We start from the raw sequence: 18,467 nt of genomic DNA on the forward strand, positions 1-18,467 counted from the left end.
TGCACATGTCCGCTCTGACTTTCGCCGTTGTTCTTCCCGCGCTGCTGGTCGCGCACAACGTCGCTGACCACTGGGTGCAGACCAGTCACCAGGCCGCGACCAAGGGCCAGCACAGCCACGCCGGGCGGATCGCCTGCGCGATGCACGTCCTGTCGTACACGGCACTCACGGCGGCGACCGTGCTGTTGCTGTGGGCGGTCCTCGGTCTGGCGGTCAGTCCGCTGGGCTTCGTCACCGGACAGGCCGTGTCGGCGGTGACGCACTACTGGGCGGACCGCCGCTTCACGCTCGCGGGCCTCGCCGCGCGGCTGGGCAAGGCGCAGTTCTACAGCCTCGGCTCCCCCAGGCTCGACCGCGACGACAACCCCTCGCTGGGTACCGGCGCGTACGCCCTCGACCAGGCGTGGCACTGGGCGTGGCTGTTCTTCGCCGCGTTGCTCACCGCCGCTGTCTGACTTCGCCCCGAACCGGTGGCCGTCCGGCCAGACATCTCCACCGGCTCGGGTCCTGACACCCCAAGCGATCACCAGACCGAAAGGGGCACACCAGTGTCCACCACGACCAACCTCACGCTCATCGCGGCACAGCCGCGGCTGAGCGACATCCTGACCGGCTGGCGTCTGCTCGACCCCGGCATGCAGGCGGCGGACGCTGCCGTGGCCGACTGGTTCGCGTTCGGCGTGAAGCTGCTTTCGCTGATCACCGTGGACCCGTCGCACCCGGAGCACACCGAGGCGTGCGCGCTGGCCGCGGAGTTCTCCCACGCCGCCATCGTCATGCGCGGCGGCGAGAACGGGGAGGGCACGCGATGACCACCCTCCCGCCTCTCGCGCTCGTGATCGGCCTGGCGTTGGCCGCCGCTGCGGTGGTGCTGCTGTGGAAGCTGCTGGTCACCGCCGCGGGGATCGGTCTGGGCTTGTGGCTGCTGGTTCACGCCACGGCCGACAACCCCGGTGTCCAGTTCGCGGTGTTCGCCCTCGCCGGTCTGGCCATCGCCGCCGCTCTGCGGCACCTGTCCCCGTCCCACCGTCCGGGCCTTTCCGGACACCACTTCCGTTCCCGTGCTCGCGTCAGTGAGGAGGCTGTTCGATGACCAGCGCCTACCCACCCAAGCTCGACCAGCTCACCGAACGCGTGCGCGCCATGGCTACCGAACTCGGAGACTGGCCGTCGCTGCGGCAGATCAAGCAGCGGTGCAACGTGGGCCACCCCAAGGCCGTGGAGGCCCTGGCGGCGTTGCGCGCGTCCGGCTTCACCCCCGCCGGCGCCGACGACGAGACGGCACCGGTTCCGGCGACCCCCCGCCGGTTGCAGGTCGTGCCCACCCCGGACACGGCGCCCCTGGTCGAGGACCAGGACGACACCACCCCGGTCACGATCGTGGCCGACGTCGACACCGCGCCTGCTCCAGCCTGGATTGTCGACGAGGTCACGGCAGCCGCAGAACCGCCCGCGACCGCCGACACCACGCGGGTTCCCGCCGATGTCACGTCCCCTATCGGGAACGCGGCTGAGCCGTCGCGGACGTCGGGGTTGTGGCGCAACGTGCCGCTGTACCTGATCGCGTTGGGCGCGTTCGTCGCGATCTGGGGCGGTTGGGTTGGGCTGGGTCAGCTCACCGGTTTCGGCCCGGTGAACCTGCTGCCCGGCATCGGCCGCGGCTGGACGCTGAACACCGCGATCACGCTCCCGCTGGGCATGGAGGCCTACGCCGCCTATGCCATGCGGGTCTGGCTCGACCGCGGCAAGTCCGCGTTGGCACGGCGGTTCGCGATGTGGTCGACGTTCGCCGCGCTGCTGCTGGGCATGTCCGGGCAGGTGGCCTACCACCTGATGACGGCCGCGGGCATGACGTCCGCGCCGTGGCAGATCACCACCTTTGTGTCCTGCTTGCCTGTCCTCGTCCTGGGTGGCGCGGCGGCCCTGGTCCACCTGTCCCACAACACGTCTGAGGTGCAGCGATGACCGTCACGACCCTGACCAGTGCGACCGGTCCCGACGACCGCGACGAGTCCGAGCACACCGCCACCGTGACGCCCCTGCACCCGGTCCCCGGTGCGGAGGTCGCCGAGACCGCCACCGTGATCGAGGGTGTGCTGGTCGACGACGACGCCCCCGCTGACGAGGGGGACGTGACCGGGCCGGTGGTGCTGGTGGACCAGCCCGGCGGCGACTCCGTGCACTGGGTTCGGCGCCTGCGTGAGGCCAAGCGTGAGCCGATCATCCCCACATACCTGCGGTCGGTGGAGGAGGCCCGCGACACCGTGAAGTGGGTGGCGGGGCACTACGCGCACGCCACCGGCTACCACGCGGTGCGGTCCCCGCTGTACCTGCTGCGCCTGGCGGTGCGGTCCCCGCGCGGTGCGCTGCTGCTGGCCGCGGCCACAGGCCGGTGGGCCTCGGACGCCGAAGGCCGCGTGCTGCGTGCCGCCGCGGCACGTGACGAGGACACCCGCGCCTACCTGCAGTTGTCCGCGCAGCGCAACACCCGCGTCGTCTCCCGCACGCTCACCCTCGTCATCACCGCCGCCATCGGTGTCCCCGCGTTGATGCTGCTGCCCGACGTGGTGCCGTCCTGGGTGATGTGGGCCTGCGGCACCCTCGCCGTCGCGCTGCTGGGCAAGCTCGGCACCCCGGCGGACCAGCCGGTGGTCTCGCGTGCCGTGGTCTCCGCGCACGTCGCGAAGCTCACCGCGGACACGGTCGAGAAGGCCCTGTCCGTGCTCGGGATCTCCGGCATCAACCAGGCACTGGCCAAGAACCCGCACGCCATCGGCTTCACCGCGCCCATCACCCGCGACGGCCCCGGCTGGCGTGCGGAGCTGGACCTGCCCGCCGGCGTGACCGCGTCGGACGTGATCGAGAAGCGGGAGAAGCTCGCCTCCGGTCTGGGCAGGCCGCTGGGTTGTGTGTGGCCGGAGGGCAAGCCGGAGGTCCACCCTGGACGGTTGGTGTTGTGGGTGGGCGACAAGGACATGAGCAAGGCCTCGCAGCCCGCGTGGCCGTTGCGCACCGGCAAGAAGATCGACCTGTTCGAGCCTCAGCCGTTCGGCACCGACGTGCGCGGCAAGTGGGTGGACGTGGTGCTCATGTACGTCGCGGGCATCGTGGGTGCCATCCCGCGCATGGGCAAGACGTTCACGCTGCGCGAGCTGCTGCTCATCGCCGCTCTGGACCCGCGCTCCGCGCTGTATGCGTTCGACCTCAAGGGAACCGGTGACCTGTCGCCGTTGGAGGTCGTGGCGCACCGCTACCGCGCCGGCGACGACCCCGAGGACATCGAGTACATCCTGGCGTGCCTGCGGGAACTCAGGGACGAGATGCGGCGGCGTACCAAGGTGATCCGGGAGCTTCCGCCGGACCTGTGCCCGGAGAACAAGGTCACGTCCCCCTTGGCGTCCAAGAAGTCTCTCGGGTTGCACCCGGTCGTGGTGGGGGTGGACGAGTGCCAGGTGATGTTCGAGCACCCCGAGCACGGCGGCGAGTTCGAGGAGATCGTGACCGACCTGGTCAAACGCGGCCCCGCCACCGGGATCGTGGTCATCCTGGCCACGCAGCGACCGGACTCGAAGTCCATCCCGCCCGCCATCAGCGACAACGCCATCCTGCGGTTCTGCCTCAAGGTCACCGGGCAGATCGCCAACGACATGGTGCTGGGTACCTCGTCGTACAAGAACGGTGAGCGTGCCACGCAGTTCTCCTTTGGTGACAAGGGAATCGGCCTGCTCAAGGGCGTCGGTGACGAGACGCAGACCGTGAAGGGCGTCTACATCGATGCCCCCAGCGCCAAGGCCATCGCCGCCCGTGCCCGCGCGATGCGGGTGGAGGCGGGCAGCCTGTCCGGCTACGCCGCCGGCGTCGACGCGGAGGTGGAGGACGTCGAAGCGGCCAACACGCTGCTGCCCGACCTGCTCAACGTGTTCGGCACCAACGACAAGCGCTGGTCGGAGTCCCTTGTGGACGCGCTGGCCGAACTGCGGCCCGCGGTCTACGGCGAGTGGGCTGCCCTGCCGACCGGTGCGGCCAAGGCCACCACGCTGTCGACCGCGCTCAAGCCGTTCGGCATCACCACCAAGCAGGTGTGGGGCAGCGACCCGGAGACGGGCAAGGGCGCCAACCGGATGGGCGTCGAACGCTCCACCATCGCCGCTGCGCTCACCGAGCGTGACGGGAAGAAGCGGCGCAGCTAGACCCGCTACGGCTCTAGGTCTAGGGCCTGCCCCCTCTAGACCTAGAGCCTCCCCTAGACACCCGCATACCCGCTGATCAGCGCCCTAGTGCCTAGGGGGCCTGGTCTCGCGCACCCAAAAACCAGCCTGAGAGGCCACTTCGATGTCCCCGAAGACCTTCCTCCGCCTCACGATCCTCGGCCTGTTCGTCGTCGCTGTCAGTGACATTGCTCCGGGTGCCCGCGGTACCGCGTGGCTGCTGCTCGCCGCGTTCGCGCTGGCCTACGGCCTGGCGTGCTGGGCCTTCCCGTTCCGCAAGTGCCCCGCGTGCAAGGGCATCGGCCGTCACCACGGCGGGTTCGGCGGCATCAAGTTGTGCAGGCGCTGCGACGGCGACGGCCTCAAGCTCCGCGCCGGACGCAAGGCGCTCAACGCGGTCCGCCGTCACCGCAACCGCACGAAGTGAACCCGCTGGTCACCAGGGGGACGTGACATGTGCCGCGCCGGAGGACGCCGTTGCAAGGGCAGTACCGCCAGCAGCCGCGCCACCCAGACCGCCCGCAAGCAGCGCTCTCGCGCCAACCAGGCGCTTCGCCAGGCCAAAGCCACCGGCGACCCGCAAGCCATCGCCGCAGCCCAGGAGCGCCTCGACCAGGCCAGCGCCAACGTCCAGGCAGCCAAGGAGTCAGCCATGCGCCACCACGACCACGATCACGACAACGCCGCAGACCACGCCGGGGACGTGACCGAACCGAAGTCCGCACCCGCACCGATCACGGGCGAACTGTCCGACAAGCCGTTGCTGGACAACACCTGGGGCAGCCTCGGGGATGAGACCTCGTTGCACTACCACGACGACGGTCCGATCGGGACCGCGGTCAGCTACATGGGCCAGGACGCCCGCATGGATGTCGACGGCGAACCGCTGGCCAACGTCGTGGGCCGCATCGCCACCGACGTTGTCATGCGCAAGACCACCGCCCAGCAGGCCGTGAACGACCTCAAGGAGCTGCGCGACCGGCTCCCCGAGGGCAGCCGCGCCAAGCTGTGCCTGTCGCAGGCGGTGCGCAACATGGACGGCCCGGACACCCCGGTGCCGCAGGTCCCCGACAGCACGCCCGAACCGCTGAAGGACCTCGTCCGCAAGCTGCACGCCGTCCCGATGGTCCGCCGCGAACCGGACAAGGAACTCCAGCCCCTGGTGGACATGTGCGAGCGTCTCGCCGCTGGCGACCGCCGCACCGCCAACCGCCTGGACGACGAGGTACAGCGGCTGCGCAACAAGCGGCACGAAAGCCTTGGCGACAGCGGCAAGTTCGAGATTGACGCCGCCGTCAAGGATGCCGTCACCGCGCTGGAAGAGCACAAGCGCCAGCAGCGCGCGCAGAAGCCTGCCTCACCGGCAGGTCAGCAGGGGGACGTGACACCGCCGGTCAGGCCGACCACGGCGCGTCCGGCTGCACAGGACACCGGTGTGCGGCGCGCGGGCGAGTCACGGGCCGACGCGGAGGCGCGGGACTGGAACGACTCCCCGCTGGTCAAGGCTGGCCTGGTCAAGCCCCGCTCCGCGGCAGGTCAGCAGAGGGACGTGACCGGCGAGAAGCCCCGCAAGCCCAAGACGTCCCCGCGCACGAAGCTCGAACCGCCCAAGGCATCCGTACGCGAGGAAAACACCAGGCAGCAGGCCGAGGACCGCACGTCGCAGCAGCAGCAGCAGCGGAAGAGCCAGCGGCGGAGGCGTGTCGAGCACGGCGACGTCCACATCGGCAACTTCACGCAGAGCGCCGGGCGGGTCGAAAGCCAGACCGAGGTCAACCACGCGCCCATGACCTTCAACGTCACCACCACTCCGCGCGACACCAGCGGCCGGACCCGTCGCAACGTCGCGGACGGCAGCGAGCACGTCGACGTCCAAATCGGACTCAACTTCGGCTCCATCAACACCAGCCGCGCAGACGACCAGGACTAACACCCCACGTGAACCGGGGGACGTGACTCGTCTCCCGGTTCCTCCTCCACCGCAAGGAGACCCGGTCATGTCTGACCTCAACATGCTGCTGCACCACGCGTTGCACTACGCCAGCCTCGGATGGCACGTCTTCCCGCTGCGCCCCGGCACCAAGAAGCCAGCCCTGCACGGCAACTCACCACGCCGTCCCTGCCCGCGCACCGGAGTGTGCGCCGGCGGCCACCTCGGGTGGGAGCAGCGCGCCACCACCGACCCCGCCCGGATCACCGCATGTTGGTCCGCCGCGCCGTACAACATCGCCATCGCCACCAAACCGAGCAACCTCGTGGTGATCGACCAGGACACCCGCAAGTCACCCGACGAGGTGCCCCCAGAGCGCTGGAACCGGGCGGGCATCGTGGACGGCCACGACGTGTTCGCCGCCGTCTGCGAAGAGGCGGGGCAACCGATCCCGTGGGAGACCTACACCGTCCACACCCCCAGCGGCGGCACCCACTACTACTTCACCGCGCCATCCACTGTGGAACTACGCAACACCGAGGGCGACACCGGCAACGGCCTCGGGTGGAAGATCGACACCCGTGCGCACGGCGGCTACGTCGTCGCGCCCTGCTCGACCACTCCGGACGGCGAGTACTGGGCCTCCGACACCTCCGCACCGGTCGATCTGCCCACCTGGTTGGTCCACCGCCTCACTCCCAAGCCACCAGCGGCCCGTACAGCGCCGATTGTGAGCCGTTCTGAGCGGTTGCCCGCCTACGTGGCGGCTGCCGTCCGGGGTGAGCGCGACCGGGTCGCAGGGGCGCAGTCAGGGGCGCACACGAAGACGTTGTTCGTGGCCTCCGTCGCACTCGGGCAGCTTGTGGGCGGCGGAATGCTCCCTGCGGCTACAGCAGAGGCGGAGTTGTTCAACGCGGCACTGCACATGATCACCGACCGGTGCCAGTGCACCGAAGCGGAAGTGTTGCGCACCATCGCAAACGGCCTGCGCGCCGGCGCGTCACGTCGCCGCACGGCACCGACCGAACAGGCCGCGATGACCACGGCAGCGCTGTTCACCGATCGGGGCGCCGCATGAACGTGCTGTCGCTGTTCGCCGGTATCGGCGGTCTCGAACTGGGCCTCGAACGCGCAGGCATGACCGTCGTGGGCCAGGTCGAGATCAACCCGTTCGCCCGCTCCGTACTCGAACGCCACTGGCCGGAGGTTGACCGCCATGACGACGTCCGCACCGCCCCAGCCTGGTGGACCTCCCAGTCACGTCCCCCCGTTGACGCCGTCTGCGGCGGATTCCCCTGCCAGCCCTTCTCCCCCGCCGGACGGCAACTCGGTCTCACGGACGAGCGATGGGGATGGCCGTGGATGCGCGACGTCATCCACGCTGTTCGACCTCGATACGTCATCGCCGAAAACGTCCCCGCACTCCTTAGGGACACTCACGCTTTTTCGATCATCCTCAGCGACCTATCCGACCTCGGGTTCACTGTCGAATGGTCAGTTGTCTCAGCATGCGCCCTGGGTGCCTCACACCGACGACGCCGACTGTTCGTCGTGGCGCACCCCGGTGGCGCGGGACTACAAGGGCTACACGACGCGGGACGGCGAGTCGATCTGCAACCAGCTAAGGCGGATGTACGGCGGCGTTGGCCGTCCGAACCCCCGCTGGCTCGAATGGCTGATGGGGTTCCCCGTCGGCTGGTGCGAGACGACATCCACGCCCTCGGCAACGCCGTCGTCCCCGCCGTCTCCGAACACATCGGCCGACTCGTCACCGCACTCGACTCCGTCAAGGCCGCGGCATGACCCGCCACCGCTTCACGCCCCGTCAGGAGACACGCACATGACCGCCGCACTCCGCATCGTCCCCGCCCCGGCGGCGCTGCCTGGACACGAGATCCTCGACCAGGTCCGTGACTTCATCGCTCGGTTCTCCGCGTTCCCGCACGAGCACTGCGCGCCGATGCTCGCGCTCTGGTACGCCCACACGTGGGTGGCTGACCACCTCTACACCACGCCGCGTCTCGTGCTCTCCTCCGCCGAACCGGGGTCGGGCAAGACGCGCGTCCTGGAGGTGGCCAAGCACTTCACAAGGGCCGCGGAGATGACGATGTCCGGCAGCGCCGCGGCACTCGTGCGCATGGTCGCCGCCGGTCCCATCACGATCCTGCTGGACGAGGTGGACACCATCTTCGCCTCGGGCGGAGGCGGGAACGAGGAAGTCCGCGGGATGCTCAACGGCGGCTACAAGCGCAGCGCCACCATCCCCAAATGCCGCGGTGACGCGGCCACCGGCATCACGGTGGACCGTCTGCCCATCTTCGCGCCGGCGGCGTTGGCCGGACTGGCGGGCAGCTTGCCCGACACCATCAACACTCGCGCCATCACTATCCACCTGCGCAAGCGCCGTAGTGACGAACACGTTCAGAGTTACATGGAACGCCGTGTCGAGCGGGAGGCCGCGCCGATCCGAGACGCGCTCGAAACGTGGGCCACGAGCATCGGTGAAGCGCTCGAAGAAGCCGAACCGACTATGCCGCACGGCGTCACCGACCGGGCCGCGGAGATCTGGGAACCGCTCATCGCCATCGCCGATGCCGCCGGCGGGCACTGGCCGGTCACCGCTCGTGCAGCGTGCAGCTACTTCGTTCACGACAAGACCGGCGTCACGCCGTCTCTCGGAGTTCAGCTGCTCACCGACCTCCGGACGCTGTTCACCATCGCTGGCACCGATCGATTGCACACGACGGAAATCCTGCGATACCTGCTCTCGCTTGACGACGCGCCGTGGGCAGACCTCAACGGCCGCACGCTGGACGCGCGGCGTCTGTCCAAGGAACTCGGCCGATACCACGTCGCCCCCGTGACCGTGAAAGTCAACGGCACCAACGCAAAGGGCTACGTCACCTTTGCCAACGACCACCAGGTCGGCCTTGCGGACGCCTGGGCGCGCTACCCAACCACGCCAGCGATCGAGGGGGGAGCCTCAAATGGCCAAGCGTGAGCTGCTGACGGTCGAAGAGCTTTGCGAGGAACTCAAGATCTCGCGTTCGACCCTCAACGACTGGATCAAGAAGCGGCGGGCGCCGAAGTTCTCCCGGCTGCCCAACAAGCAACTGCGGTTCGACCGCCGCGACGTGGACGCGTGGCTTGACGGATGCGGAGTGGCGGCGTGAAAACCAGCTACAAGGTCAAGATCTACGCCATTGACGTCTACCGCGGTAAGCGCACGACCACGTATTGGGTCCAGTGGTCGGTTGCCGGAGAGCGCTACAAGGAGCCGTACAAGGAGCAGACGCAAGCCGAGAACCGCCAGTCCGAACTCAAGCTTGCGGCCAGCAAAGGTGAGGCGTTCTGCACCGAGACCGGGCTCCCGGTGTCCGAGGTGCGCAAGCAGTCCGCGGAAATGTCTTGGTACGACTTCGTGCGCGACTACATCGACATGAAGTGGGACGGTGCCGCGCCAAAGCATCGGAAGTCAATCGCCGACGCTTTGGCGCCCATCACCGAAGCAATGATCACAAGCAACCGCGGACGACCGGAGCACAACGTCCTGCGTCGCGCAATGCGGGTGCTGTTCAACAAGGAGCGGAGGAACGACGAACACCCGCAGGAGATCACCGCGGCACTCGGGTGGTTGGCGCAGAACACCCGCGCGGTTTCCGACCTTGCCGAACCCGACGTGCTTCGACAGGTCGTGAGCAGGTTCGAGAAGAAGGTGGATGGCAAGAGGGCCGCTCGCGACACGATCCGACTCCGCCGGACGACGTTCAACAACGCTCTGAAGTACGCGTGGAAGGAGAAGAAGCTTCTCGACCACAACCCGATGACCGAGGTGGAGACGACGAAGCGCAAGTCCGTCATCCACCAGGTCGACCGCCGCTCAGTGGCGAACCCGATTCAGTTCCGCACGGTACTGACGGAAGTGCGCAAGCTTGGCCGCACGGGGCGCATGCTCGTGCTGTTCTTCGCGCTCATGTACTTCGCGGCGCTGCGGCCCGAGGAAGCTTCGAACCTGCGGCTGGGGGACGTGACCCTTCCGCCGCGCGTGTGGAACGAGGATGAGCAGAAGTGGGAGGTGCGCGAGTGGGGCGACATTCACCTGGCCAAGGCATCGCCCGAAGTTGGTGCAGAGTGGACAGACAGCGGTGAGGCTGACGAAGAGCGCGAACTCAAGCACCGCGAAGAAGACGACGGCCGACCGGTGCCGCTCAGCCCAGAGTTGGCGCTGATCGTCTACGAACACGTTGACGAGTTCGGTACCGGTCCGGACGGCCACCTCGTTGTGGCGCCACGAGGTGGACGCATCGGCAGCTCGACCTACTGCCGGATCTGGGACCAGGCGCGCACGGCGGCGTTCACGGCCAGCGTGGCCGCATCGCTGCTGGCCAAGCGTCCGTATGACCTCCGTCACGCGTGTGTCTCGTTCTGGCTGAACGCCGGCGTAGAGGCCACCCGAGTTGCGGAGTGGGCTGGTCACAGCCTTGCCGTGCTGTTGCGTGTCTACGCGAAGTGCATCGATGGCGGAGAGCGCTCCGCGCGCCAGCGCGTCCAGGACGCTTTCGGACGGCCGCCGATGGCTGCCTGAGAGGACCCCTGCGGAAACTTCGGTACGTCCTCGGTACAGGACGCCGTACAACCCCGGTTCTGACCGCACACAGCCGTACAACATGCAAAGACCCCCGTGACCTGTCTTGCCTGGTCACGGGGGTCTTTCTGCTGCTGTGGCGGGTAGAGGATTCGAACCTCTGTAGCTTTCGCGACGGATTTACAGTCCGCTCCCATTGGCCGCTCGGGCAACCCGCCCCACACCGTCGTAACGGTGCGGGCAGAACAATACATAACACCTTCGGGCGCCCCCAAATCGGGGTCCCCCAGTAGCATCGACGCAGGCTGTGACCCCGAGTTCGATGAGGAGTGAAGTCGTGGCGGACCCGTCGTTCGACGTGGTGAGCAAGGTGGACCGGCAGGAGGTCGACAACGCGCTCAACCAGGCGGCCAAGGAGCTGAGCACGCGCTTCGACTTCCGCGGGACGAACACCACAGTGGCCTGGGCCGGCGAGGAGGCGATCACCTTCACCTCCGAGACCGAGGAGCGCTGCAAGGCGGCGATCGACGTCTTCCAGGAGAAGCTGGTCAAGCGCAACATCTCGATGAAGGCGTTCGAGGTGGGCGAGCCCGCGGTGTCCGGGAAGGTGTTCAAGGTCACGGGGAACCTCGTGCAGGGCATCTCGTCGGAGAAGGCCAAGGAGATCGCCAAGAAGATCCGCGACGAGGCGCCCAAGGGCGTGCAGGCGCAGATCCAGGGTGACCAGCTGCGGGTGTCCGGCAAGAAGAAGGACCACCTGCAGGAGGTCATCGCCCTGCTGAAGGGTTCGGACTTCGGCATCGCCCTGCAGTTCACCAACTACCGGTGAAGGGCATCGTTCTCGCCGGTGGCAGCGGGACCCGCCTGCACCCGATCACGCAGGCGGTCTCCAAGCAGCTGCTGCCGGTCTACGACAAGCCGATGATCTACTACCCGCTGTCGGTGCTGATGCTGGCCGGCATCCGGGAGGTCCTGATCATCTCCACGCCGACGGACTTACCGCTGTTCCGCCGGCTGCTGGGCGACGGGTCCCAGTGGGGCATGAGCTTCTCCTACGCCGAGCAGGCCGCGCCGAACGGGCTCGCGGAGGCGTTCATCATCGGCGCGGACTTCGTCGGGGACGACGACGTGGCGCTGGTGCTGGGCGACAACATCTTCTACGGCCAGGGCTTCTCGTCGACGCTGCAGCACCACGCGTCCACTTTGGACGGTTGCGTGCTGTTCGGGTACCAGGTGAAGGACCCCGAGCGGTACGGCGTGGGTGAGGTCGACGCGACCGGCAGGTTGCTGTCGATCGAGGAGAAGCCGAAGCAGCCCAGGTCGAACCGGGCGATCACCGGGCTCTACTTCTACGACAACGGTGTGGTGGACATCTCCCGCAACCTCAAGCCGTCGCCGCGCGGCGAGCTGGAGATCACCGACGTCAACCTCGCCTACCTGCGCGAGGGACGGGCGCAGCTGGTGGACCTGAGCCGCGGGTTCGCGTGGCTCGACACCGGCACGCACGACTCGTTGCTCGAAGCGGGGCAGTTCGTGCAGGTGCTGGAGCACCGGACCGGCGTGCGCATCGCGTGTCCCGAGGAGATCGCACTGCGCATGGGCTTCATCTCCGCCGACGAGTGCTACGCGCTCGGCGAGAAGCTCGGCAAGTCCGGGTACGGCGAGTACCTCATGGCCGTGGCGCGGGCCGGGCGTTAGCGCCTGGCCATCTCCTCGAGCCTGCGGATGCGGTCGGCGATCGGCGGGTGGGTCGAGAACCACCTCGCGAACTGCTCTCCCGAGCGGAACGGGTTCGCGATCATCAGGTGGCTCTGCGACACCACCTCCGGCTCCGGCGCGAGCGGTGCCGCCCGCGTCCCCAGCTCGATCTTGCGCAGCGCGTTCGCCAGCGCCAGCGGGTCGCCGGTGAGCTCGGCACCGGACTGGTCGGCCTGGAACTCGCGCGACCGGCTCACGGCCAGGCGCACGACGGTGGCCGCGACCGGACCGAGCAGGGCGATCAGCAGCAGACCCAGCGGGCCGGGGCCGTCGTCGTCATCGCCGCCGAAGATCCCGGCGAGCAGCGCCAGGTTCGCGAGCATCGTGATCACGGCGGCCAGCGCGCCGGCCACGCAGCTGATCAGGATGTCGCGGTTGTAGACGTGGGCGAGCTCGTGGCCGAGCACGGCGCGCAGCTCGCGTTCGTCCAGCAGGTCCAGGATGCCCGTCGTGCAGCACACGGCGGCGTTGCGCGGGTTGCGGCCTGTCGCGAACGCGTTCGGTGCGGCGGTCGGGCTCAGGTAGAGCCTCGGCATGGGCTGGCGCGCCTTCTGCGACAGCTCCCGCACGATCGCGTAGAGCGCGGGCTGTTCGACCTGCGACACGGGGACCGCCCGCATCGCGCGCAGGGCGAGCTTGTCCGAGTTGAAGTACGCGTAGGCGTTCACGCCCAAGGCCAACACCAGGCCGATGACCAGTGCCGTCCGGCCGAACAGCCCGCTGATCACCACGATCAGCGCGCTCATCCCGCCGAGCAGCACGGCCGTCTTCAACCCGTTGAAGTGCTTGTGCACGGTTCCGCCTCCGGGTTTTACGTCCTACCTCTCAACGAACCAGGCCGTCGTCCGGTTCCGGTCGCCGTTTCCGGTGCGGCCTCCGCGGCCGGGTCGAGCGGTGGTGGCGGCGGCACCTTCTCGACCCACGTGGCCAGCACGTCCCGTTCGTGGACCAGCTCCGCCACGGCACCGTCGCCCTCGATCGAGCCAGTTCCCGGATAGCCGAACTCCGGTGCCCAGTGCAGGGCGTCGAACGGACAGACCTCGACGCAGATGCCGCAGTACAGACATTGGCCGTAGTCGATCGCGAACCGGTCGAGCACGTTGCGGCTGCGCGGCCTCGCGCTGCCGGGCTGCTGCTCGACCTCGGTGTGCGACGTGATGTGGATGCACCAGTCGGGACACTCGCGCGCGCAGATCATGCAGACCGTGCAGTTGGCCTCCAACAGCGCGATGACGCCTCTGGTGCGCGGCGGAAGGCTGGTCACTGGGTCTCCTCCTCACGGCGCGGGCCCCAGGTCGGGTCCGGCACTCCGGGCGGTGCGGTGCGGCGGCGGCTCGGGGCGCTGGTGTTGTCCTCGCCCGGTTCCAGCCTGCCCGGCCAGGGCCGCACGACGCGGGAGGCCAGCACGAAGTCCTTGCGCAGCGGGTGGCCCTGGAAGCTGTCGGGCAGCAGCAGGTGCTCGGGCTCGTCGTCGACGGCGATGCCGAACATCTCGGCCGCCTCGCGCTCGTGCCACCGCGCACCCTTCCACAGGTGGGCGACGCCGGGCAGCCGATCGGACTCGGCGAGCTCGGTGCGCAGCATCACGCCTTCGCGCGTCCGCGGGTCGATGACGTGCAGGAAGACCGCGTGCCGCTGCCCGGCCGCGCCGGGGCGGCCCGCGTCCTCGACGCCGAGCCAGTCGAACATCACGTACCCGTCGTCGTGGTGCCGCGTGGCGACGTCCAGCCAGTCGGCGAGCTCGACGTGGTGGACCGTCTGACCGAAAGCGGTCTTCTGCGTGGTGGTCATGCGTTCACCAGGCCGTGCAGGGCCTTGAGCCCTTCGAGCAACGCCTCGGGCCGCGGCGGGCAGCCGGGCACGGCGACGTGGACCGGCAGCGCCTGGTCGATGCCCTTGGTGACGCAGTAGGAGTCCCAGTAGGGGCCGCCGGTGTTGCTGCAGGCGCCCACGGAGATCACGTAGCGAGGTTCGGGCATGGCCTCGAAACTGCGGATCACAGCGGGCAACATGACGTCCGTGACGGTGCCGGAGACGACGAGCACGTGCGCCTCGCCCGCGCCGGCGACCGGCGTGACGCCGAGTTCGGGAAGGCGGTCGAGAGCAGCCATCACTTCGACTCCGCAGCAGGCGAGCCCGAGTTCGAGGACGGTGACCCGGTAGGTGGTGCCCCAGTTCAGGACGACACCGTCCGGGCGAGCGGAAACGGTCACAACCAGCGAGGGTAATACTTGGGGGCCCACCAGCTTGCGCCTGGCGGACCCCCACCCCCCAATGATTCCCCCCGGAATCGGCTCCCACGCGTGGTCGCCGCAGATAGCTTTGTACACCGCGCGATATGTGTCCAGTGATTTGCGGACAGGATCTGCAGATAATTTGCCAGCGAAATGCGGTCAAGTTCAGTCCAACTGATCGGTAGAACATCAGAGAGGGTCCCGATGTCCGGCTCGTCCCAGCTGGTGCTGCCCACCAGCACCTCCCTGCACCGTCTGCTGAACATGCCGGGCGCTCTCCTGGATACCACGCTGGACCAGCTCAGGACCCTGTTGACGGTGCACGAGACCCGATCGGCGCTGCGGGCGGCACGGGCGCTGGGACGCGAGCAGTCGAGCGTGCAGAAGCAGCTGGACACGTTGAACAGGAACTTCCAGCAGTTGTGCGGCGAAACGCTCGTGGTGAAGCAGGGGCGCGGAAAAGACGTGCTGTTCACGCAGACCGGTGAGTCGCTCGTCGAATTGGCGCGGGACACGCTCGCGGAGTGGCTCGACGGAATTCACGAGTGCCGCCGCAAGCTCGGCACGACGGTGACCGTCGGCACCACGCGATACATGCTGGACACGCTCGCGAAGGCGTGGCACCACGTCGCCGACGAGTTCCGCGAGCGCGACGTGGACCTCAAGGTCGTGCACATCCGCACCAAGGACATCTGGGCGAAGCTGGAGACGCGCGAGGTCGACGTGGTGTGCGGCAGCGTCGTGACGCGGGCGGGTGCCGGCTGGGAACGCCCCGAGTTCGACGTGATCGAGTGGCGGCGCGGCGGCCTCGCGCTGCTGACGAACCTGCCGGAGACGGTCGTCGGTGACCGCGTGCGCGTGCCGCAGCTGCGTTCGGTGCCGCTGGTGGTGCCGGGCGCGGGACTGATCGCGGAGTTCCTGCGCGGGTGGTTCGGGCCGGACTACCGCCAGGGGCTCGACATCGCGGCCGAGATCGACGAGATCCAGTACGGCATCTCGCTGCTGCGCTCGAATCTCGTGCAGGGCGCCATGATCGTGACGTCCGGGCTGGGCGTGGTCGCGTCCAACAACGAACTGAGGGAAGGCGGCGGTCTCCGCGTCGTCGAGCTCTCGGACGACTCGCTGGAGCGGCTCGTGGGGGTCTTCGCCCGAACGGACGAGCTGTCGAAGCACCCGGCCGACCACCCGCTGAACCTGCTGTGGTCCGCCTTCCGATCGGAGGCCCCGGCACCGTGACCAGCACGGTGAAACGCCTGGCGCTGGTCGTGCTGCTGGTTCCTGAAACGAGAACGCCCCGGCTCTGCAGCCGGGGCGTTCTCCGTCCTTCACTTCTTCGCGGGTGTCATGGCGTCGTGCTCAGGCCTCCGCTGTTCGACTTTGGGACGTTGCTGGGCTTTGGCCATCTTGGCCAGCCAGCTCGTCGCCTCGGAGCGGATCTTCGCCAGCTCGTCGTCGCGTGCCTGTTGCTCGTTCATCGGCCACTCCCTGCGTTCGGGAAATCGCTTCGATGGGAGCACTACCGGGCGTGCGCCCGCTAGGGCCGCCATGCTTGTGGGTGAACCTGTTTGACAGCATCGCCCGCCGATGGGTTCCACGCACCCCGACACGGCGAAACTGGCCTCTTTAGTACCCCCGGTACCCGCCACCCAGGCTGATGCTGACCAACCCGGGGTGGTTGCTGAAGCCGCCGTAGCGGGCGTAGGTGTAGCGCACGCCCGCGATGATGTTGTCCACCGGCGCCAGGATGTTGTCGTATCCGGGGAGCTTGTACGCGCGGAACGTCGGGTCGATGACCTGCATGAGGCCCTTCGACGGCGTGCCGCGCATCGCGTTGGAGTCCCAGTTGTTGACGGCGTTGGGGTTGCCGTTCGACTCCTGCATGATGATCGTGTAGATCGCGGTGACGCTGCTGTTGTCGATGTTCGTGCCGTTGGCCTGCAGGATCTTGATGGCGTCCTTGATCCAGCCCTCGACCTCGCGCTGCTTGGCCGGCTTGCGCAGCTCGGCCTGGCGTTCGGCCTCGGCCTTCGCCGCCGCCTCCCGCTGGGCGTGCGCGTCCGCGGCGACCTTGGTGGCCTGCTCGAAGGCCTGCTGCGCGTACATCTGCTGGAACTGCAGCAGGCGGCCGACCTCACCACCGGGGTTGACGTCGTGGATGGTCTGGACCGTCTTGGTCTGCGTGTCCGGGATCGCCCCGAGCTCGGCACCCGCAGCGAGTTCGCTGGAGGAACCGCTGGTGGCGGCGTTGGCGATGGCGGCGGTGCCGGCGGCGACACCTGCTGCGACGACGATGGCGCTCACGCGGTGAGCGAGCGGGACCTTGTCGTCCTCGGCGCGATGTGCGCCGGCCTTCACTTCTGCTTTGGGCACGACCGTGTACACGGTTCGGCCGGCGGCCTTGCTGTGCCGGGCCAAGGGGGAGCCTCCTGCGTCGGGGAGCTTGGTCTCCGGCTAACCCGGCGGGGGATTCCAGGCGGACGTTCGGTTGCGCGTGCAGCGGTTCCTGTGTCCTGCCGGTGACCAAACCGTTATCGGCGGGCGAGAACGTAACCTCGCGTCACGAGCGCAGGCAAGCTTGAGCGCCCGTTGGGTGACTCTCGTCACGTTTTCGATGAGTCGGGCTATGCCTTGCTGACAGACAGTCAGCGCGCCACTTGCATCCTGCTTAAGTTCATCGTTGCCTCCTGACGAACTGGCGGAGCTGTCTGTTAGTTCGGTGTATGCCCGGCTCTCGTTATGGGTCAGTTCCACGACCACGCGATCGGGTGATGCCATCACGCTTCGTAGTCATATTCGGTTGTGTAGGGCTGACCTGCGCAATCTTGATCGCTGGACAGCGTTTTCTACGGTCTGACGAGGGTTACGGAGGAATCGCCGCCGTGGTTCACTCGATGTTGTGGGTGATCAAGAAGCGCGCCGCCGAGCCGCACGGGAGGCAGTGCTCCTGGCGCGCGAGGAAGCCGATCGCCCGTGGTGGCAGAAGCGTGCGATCGCGTGGTTCTTCTCGATCCCCGCACGCCTCTGGCGCTCGCTGAAGTGGTGGGGCCGCGAACTCGGCGAGGGTGCGTTCGAAGTCCTGATCGCGTGGGCGGCGCTCGCGCTGGTGTTCGCCGTCGGCCTGCTCGTGTCGTGGGCCTGGCGGACGGCGCCGGTACCCGCCGCCGTGCTGATCGCGGGCGTGGTGGCGTTTCTCGTGTTCGGCGGCGTGGAGTTCTTCCGCGAGCGCAGGCGCGGCCGACTGGCGGCGATCGCCGCGACCGCCTTCACGTTCGTCGCGCTGTGGGTGGTCCTGCCGCTGCTCACCGCTTGGCCCTACTGACGCTCGCGTCGCTGCTCCAGCGCCTTGAGCACCCACTCGGGGCTGTCGCCGGGCCTGTCGTTGAACGCGAGCGCCGCGTCCGGCTGGTGCCAGTGGACCAGGTTGACCACGAACTGGAAGAGCTCGAGCAGTCCGGGCCCCTTGCGGATGCCGCCGCCGACCACGACCGCGTCGTACTGCCTGCCCCTGAGCTTCTCGACGAGCTTGGCCTGGGCGCGTCCGTCCAGCTCGGCGAAGTCGATGAGGAAGAGGTCCTCGGCGAGACCGAGCTCGGCGAACGCCCTGCTGCCCTCCTCGATGCCCGCGGCAACGGGCGCCGGGTCGAAGCCGGGGATGGTGTGCGGGTCGAAGCCGATCACTAGAACGTTGGGCACTCCGCCGAGGCTATGCCTTCCGCAAACCCGAGCGACAGACCGCGCGCGCATGGATACCG

General features: G+C 68.3%; 23 protein-coding genes and 1 tRNA gene. 16 read left to right on the forward strand and 8 right to left on the reverse strand.

Translation table 11 applies throughout. The features are described 5' to 3' along the window. Positions 1-5 precede the first annotated feature (5 nt). The 12 genes from ABZV40_RS03110 to ABZV40_RS03165 all read left to right on the forward strand — a co-directional run bounded on the left by ABZV40_RS03110 (position 6) and on the right by ABZV40_RS03165 (position 10,723). Positions 6-455, forward strand: coding sequence for a DUF3307 domain-containing protein (locus ABZV40_RS03110; protein WP_355434869.1), 450 nt, complete (start codon positions 6-8; stop codon positions 453-455). Positions 456-548: 93 nt separating this feature from the next. Beyond that, positions 549-812: a hypothetical protein gene (locus ABZV40_RS03115; RefSeq protein ID WP_355434872.1), complete on the forward strand. Its 264-nt coding sequence runs from the start codon at positions 549-551 to the stop codon at positions 810-812. Beyond that, a complete protein-coding gene (locus ABZV40_RS03120; RefSeq protein ID WP_355434875.1) occupies positions 809-1,093 on the forward strand; it encodes a hypothetical protein in 285 nt (94 codons plus the stop codon). Before ABZV40_RS03115 ends, ABZV40_RS03120 begins: the two co-directional genes overlap by 4 nt. Continuing rightward, the gene (locus ABZV40_RS03125) at positions 1,090-1,965 is read left to right on the forward strand and encodes an ABC transporter permease (RefSeq protein ID WP_355434878.1); all 876 of its coding nucleotides are present in this window, start codon (positions 1,090-1,092) and stop codon (positions 1,963-1,965) included. Before ABZV40_RS03120 ends, ABZV40_RS03125 begins: the two co-directional genes overlap by 4 nt. After that, positions 1,962-4,190: an FtsK/SpoIIIE domain-containing protein gene (locus tag ABZV40_RS03130; protein WP_355434880.1), complete on the forward strand. Its 2,229-nt coding sequence runs from the start codon at positions 1,962-1,964 to the stop codon at positions 4,188-4,190. The genes ABZV40_RS03125 and ABZV40_RS03130 overlap by 4 nt, the downstream gene beginning before the upstream one ends. Positions 4,191-4,332: 142 nt before the next feature. Further along, entirely contained in the window at positions 4,333-4,635 is a 303-nt protein-coding gene (locus ABZV40_RS03135) for a hypothetical protein (RefSeq protein ID WP_355434882.1), read from the forward strand. 27 nt (positions 4,636-4,662) lie between these two features. Beyond that, entirely contained in the window at positions 4,663-6,138 is a 1,476-nt protein-coding gene (locus ABZV40_RS03140; RefSeq protein ID WP_355434885.1) for a hypothetical protein, read from the forward strand. A 67-nt stretch (positions 6,139-6,205) separates the two neighbouring features. Beyond that, positions 6,206-7,216 (forward strand): bifunctional DNA primase/polymerase, encoded by a 1,011-nt coding sequence (locus ABZV40_RS03145; protein ID WP_355434888.1) that lies wholly within the window; start codon positions 6,206-6,208, stop codon positions 7,214-7,216. After that, complete coding sequence (gene dcm / locus ABZV40_RS03150) at positions 7,213-7,941, forward strand: DNA (cytosine-5-)-methyltransferase (protein ID WP_355434890.1); 729 nt, start codon at positions 7,213-7,215, stop codon at positions 7,939-7,941. Before ABZV40_RS03145 ends, dcm begins: the two co-directional genes overlap by 4 nt. A 37-nt stretch (positions 7,942-7,978) precedes the next feature. After that, entirely contained in the window at positions 7,979-9,139 is a 1,161-nt protein-coding gene (locus ABZV40_RS03155) for a DUF3631 domain-containing protein (RefSeq protein ID WP_355434893.1), read from the forward strand. After that, positions 9,126-9,311, forward strand: a complete 186-nt coding sequence (locus ABZV40_RS03160; protein ID WP_355434896.1) for a helix-turn-helix domain-containing protein — start codon at positions 9,126-9,128, stop codon at positions 9,309-9,311. Before ABZV40_RS03155 ends, ABZV40_RS03160 begins: the two co-directional genes overlap by 14 nt. Continuing rightward, positions 9,308-10,723 (forward strand): tyrosine-type recombinase/integrase, encoded by a 1,416-nt coding sequence (locus ABZV40_RS03165; protein ID WP_355434899.1) that lies wholly within the window; start codon positions 9,308-9,310, stop codon positions 10,721-10,723. The genes ABZV40_RS03160 and ABZV40_RS03165 overlap by 4 nt, the downstream gene beginning before the upstream one ends. A gap of 137 nt (positions 10,724-10,860) precedes the next feature. Here the strand turns inward: ABZV40_RS03165 and ABZV40_RS03170 are convergent. Then, a tRNA-Tyr gene (locus ABZV40_RS03170) sits at positions 10,861-10,941 on the reverse strand. A gap of 119 nt (positions 10,942-11,060) precedes the next feature. Here ABZV40_RS03170 and ABZV40_RS03175 point away from each other — a divergent pair. Both ABZV40_RS03175 and rfbA read left to right on the forward strand, forming a co-directional pair. Continuing rightward, positions 11,061-11,552 (forward strand): YajQ family cyclic di-GMP-binding protein, encoded by a 492-nt coding sequence (locus ABZV40_RS03175; protein WP_355434975.1) that lies wholly within the window; start codon positions 11,061-11,063, stop codon positions 11,550-11,552. Then, positions 11,549-12,421 (forward strand): glucose-1-phosphate thymidylyltransferase RfbA, encoded by an 873-nt coding sequence (rfbA, locus tag ABZV40_RS03180; protein WP_355434902.1) that lies wholly within the window; start codon positions 11,549-11,551, stop codon positions 12,419-12,421. Before ABZV40_RS03175 ends, rfbA begins: the two co-directional genes overlap by 4 nt. Here the strand turns inward: rfbA and htpX are convergent. The 4 genes from htpX to nuoB are packed head-to-tail and all read right to left on the reverse strand — an operon-like array spanning position 12,418 to position 14,694. Continuing rightward, positions 12,418-13,275 carry a zinc metalloprotease HtpX gene (gene htpX / locus ABZV40_RS03185; protein WP_355434905.1) on the reverse strand — a complete coding sequence of 286 codons (858 nt, stop codon included), beginning with the start codon at positions 13,273-13,275 and terminating at the stop codon, positions 12,418-12,420. The two genes, rfbA and htpX, sit on opposite strands and share 4 nt — an antisense overlap. Positions 13,276-13,292: 17 nt before the next feature. Further along, a complete protein-coding gene (locus ABZV40_RS03190; protein WP_355434908.1) occupies positions 13,293-13,745 on the reverse strand; it encodes a 4Fe-4S binding protein in 453 nt (150 codons plus the stop codon). Then, positions 13,742-14,272 carry an NADH-quinone oxidoreductase subunit C gene (locus tag ABZV40_RS03195; protein WP_355434911.1) on the reverse strand — a complete coding sequence of 177 codons (531 nt, stop codon included), beginning with the start codon at positions 14,270-14,272 and terminating at the stop codon, positions 13,742-13,744. Before ABZV40_RS03195 ends, ABZV40_RS03190 begins: the two co-directional genes overlap by 4 nt. After that, on the reverse strand, positions 14,269-14,694 hold the full coding sequence (gene nuoB / locus ABZV40_RS03200; RefSeq protein ID WP_355434913.1) for an NADH-quinone oxidoreductase subunit NuoB: 426 nt from the start codon (positions 14,692-14,694) through the stop codon (positions 14,269-14,271). Before nuoB ends, ABZV40_RS03195 begins: the two co-directional genes overlap by 4 nt. A gap of 225 nt (positions 14,695-14,919) precedes the next feature. Between nuoB and ABZV40_RS03205 the strand changes: the two genes are divergently transcribed. Next, complete coding sequence (locus ABZV40_RS03205) at positions 14,920-15,951, forward strand: LysR family transcriptional regulator (RefSeq protein WP_355434916.1); 1,032 nt, start codon at positions 14,920-14,922, stop codon at positions 15,949-15,951. Positions 15,952-16,040: 89 nt separating this feature from the next. Here the strand turns inward: ABZV40_RS03205 and ABZV40_RS03210 are convergent, their stop codons facing one another. Continuing rightward, complete coding sequence (locus ABZV40_RS03210) at positions 16,041-16,190, reverse strand: hypothetical protein (protein WP_158102858.1); 150 nt, start codon at positions 16,188-16,190, stop codon at positions 16,041-16,043. A gap of 148 nt (positions 16,191-16,338) precedes the next feature. Next, positions 16,339-17,130, reverse strand: coding sequence for a transglycosylase SLT domain-containing protein (locus tag ABZV40_RS03215; protein WP_355434920.1), 792 nt, complete (start codon positions 17,128-17,130; stop codon positions 16,339-16,341). Between the two features lie 481 nt (positions 17,131-17,611). On the opposite strand from ABZV40_RS03215, the gene ABZV40_RS03220 reads away from it, so the two are divergent. Continuing rightward, the gene (locus tag ABZV40_RS03220) at positions 17,612-18,034 is read left to right on the forward strand and encodes a hypothetical protein (protein ID WP_355434922.1); all 423 of its coding nucleotides are present in this window, start codon (positions 17,612-17,614) and stop codon (positions 18,032-18,034) included. On the opposite strand, the gene ABZV40_RS03225 is transcribed toward ABZV40_RS03220, so the two are convergent. Next, positions 18,028-18,408 carry a hypothetical protein gene (locus ABZV40_RS03225; RefSeq protein ID WP_355434925.1) on the reverse strand — a complete coding sequence of 127 codons (381 nt, stop codon included), beginning with the start codon at positions 18,406-18,408 and terminating at the stop codon, positions 18,028-18,030. The two genes, ABZV40_RS03220 and ABZV40_RS03225, sit on opposite strands and share 7 nt — an antisense overlap. Between the last annotated feature and the right edge of the window lie 59 nt (positions 18,409-18,467).

It is taken from the genome of Lentzea sp. NPDC004782, assembly GCF_040609115.1.
GTDB lineage: Bacteria > Actinomycetota > Actinomycetes > Mycobacteriales > Pseudonocardiaceae > Lentzea.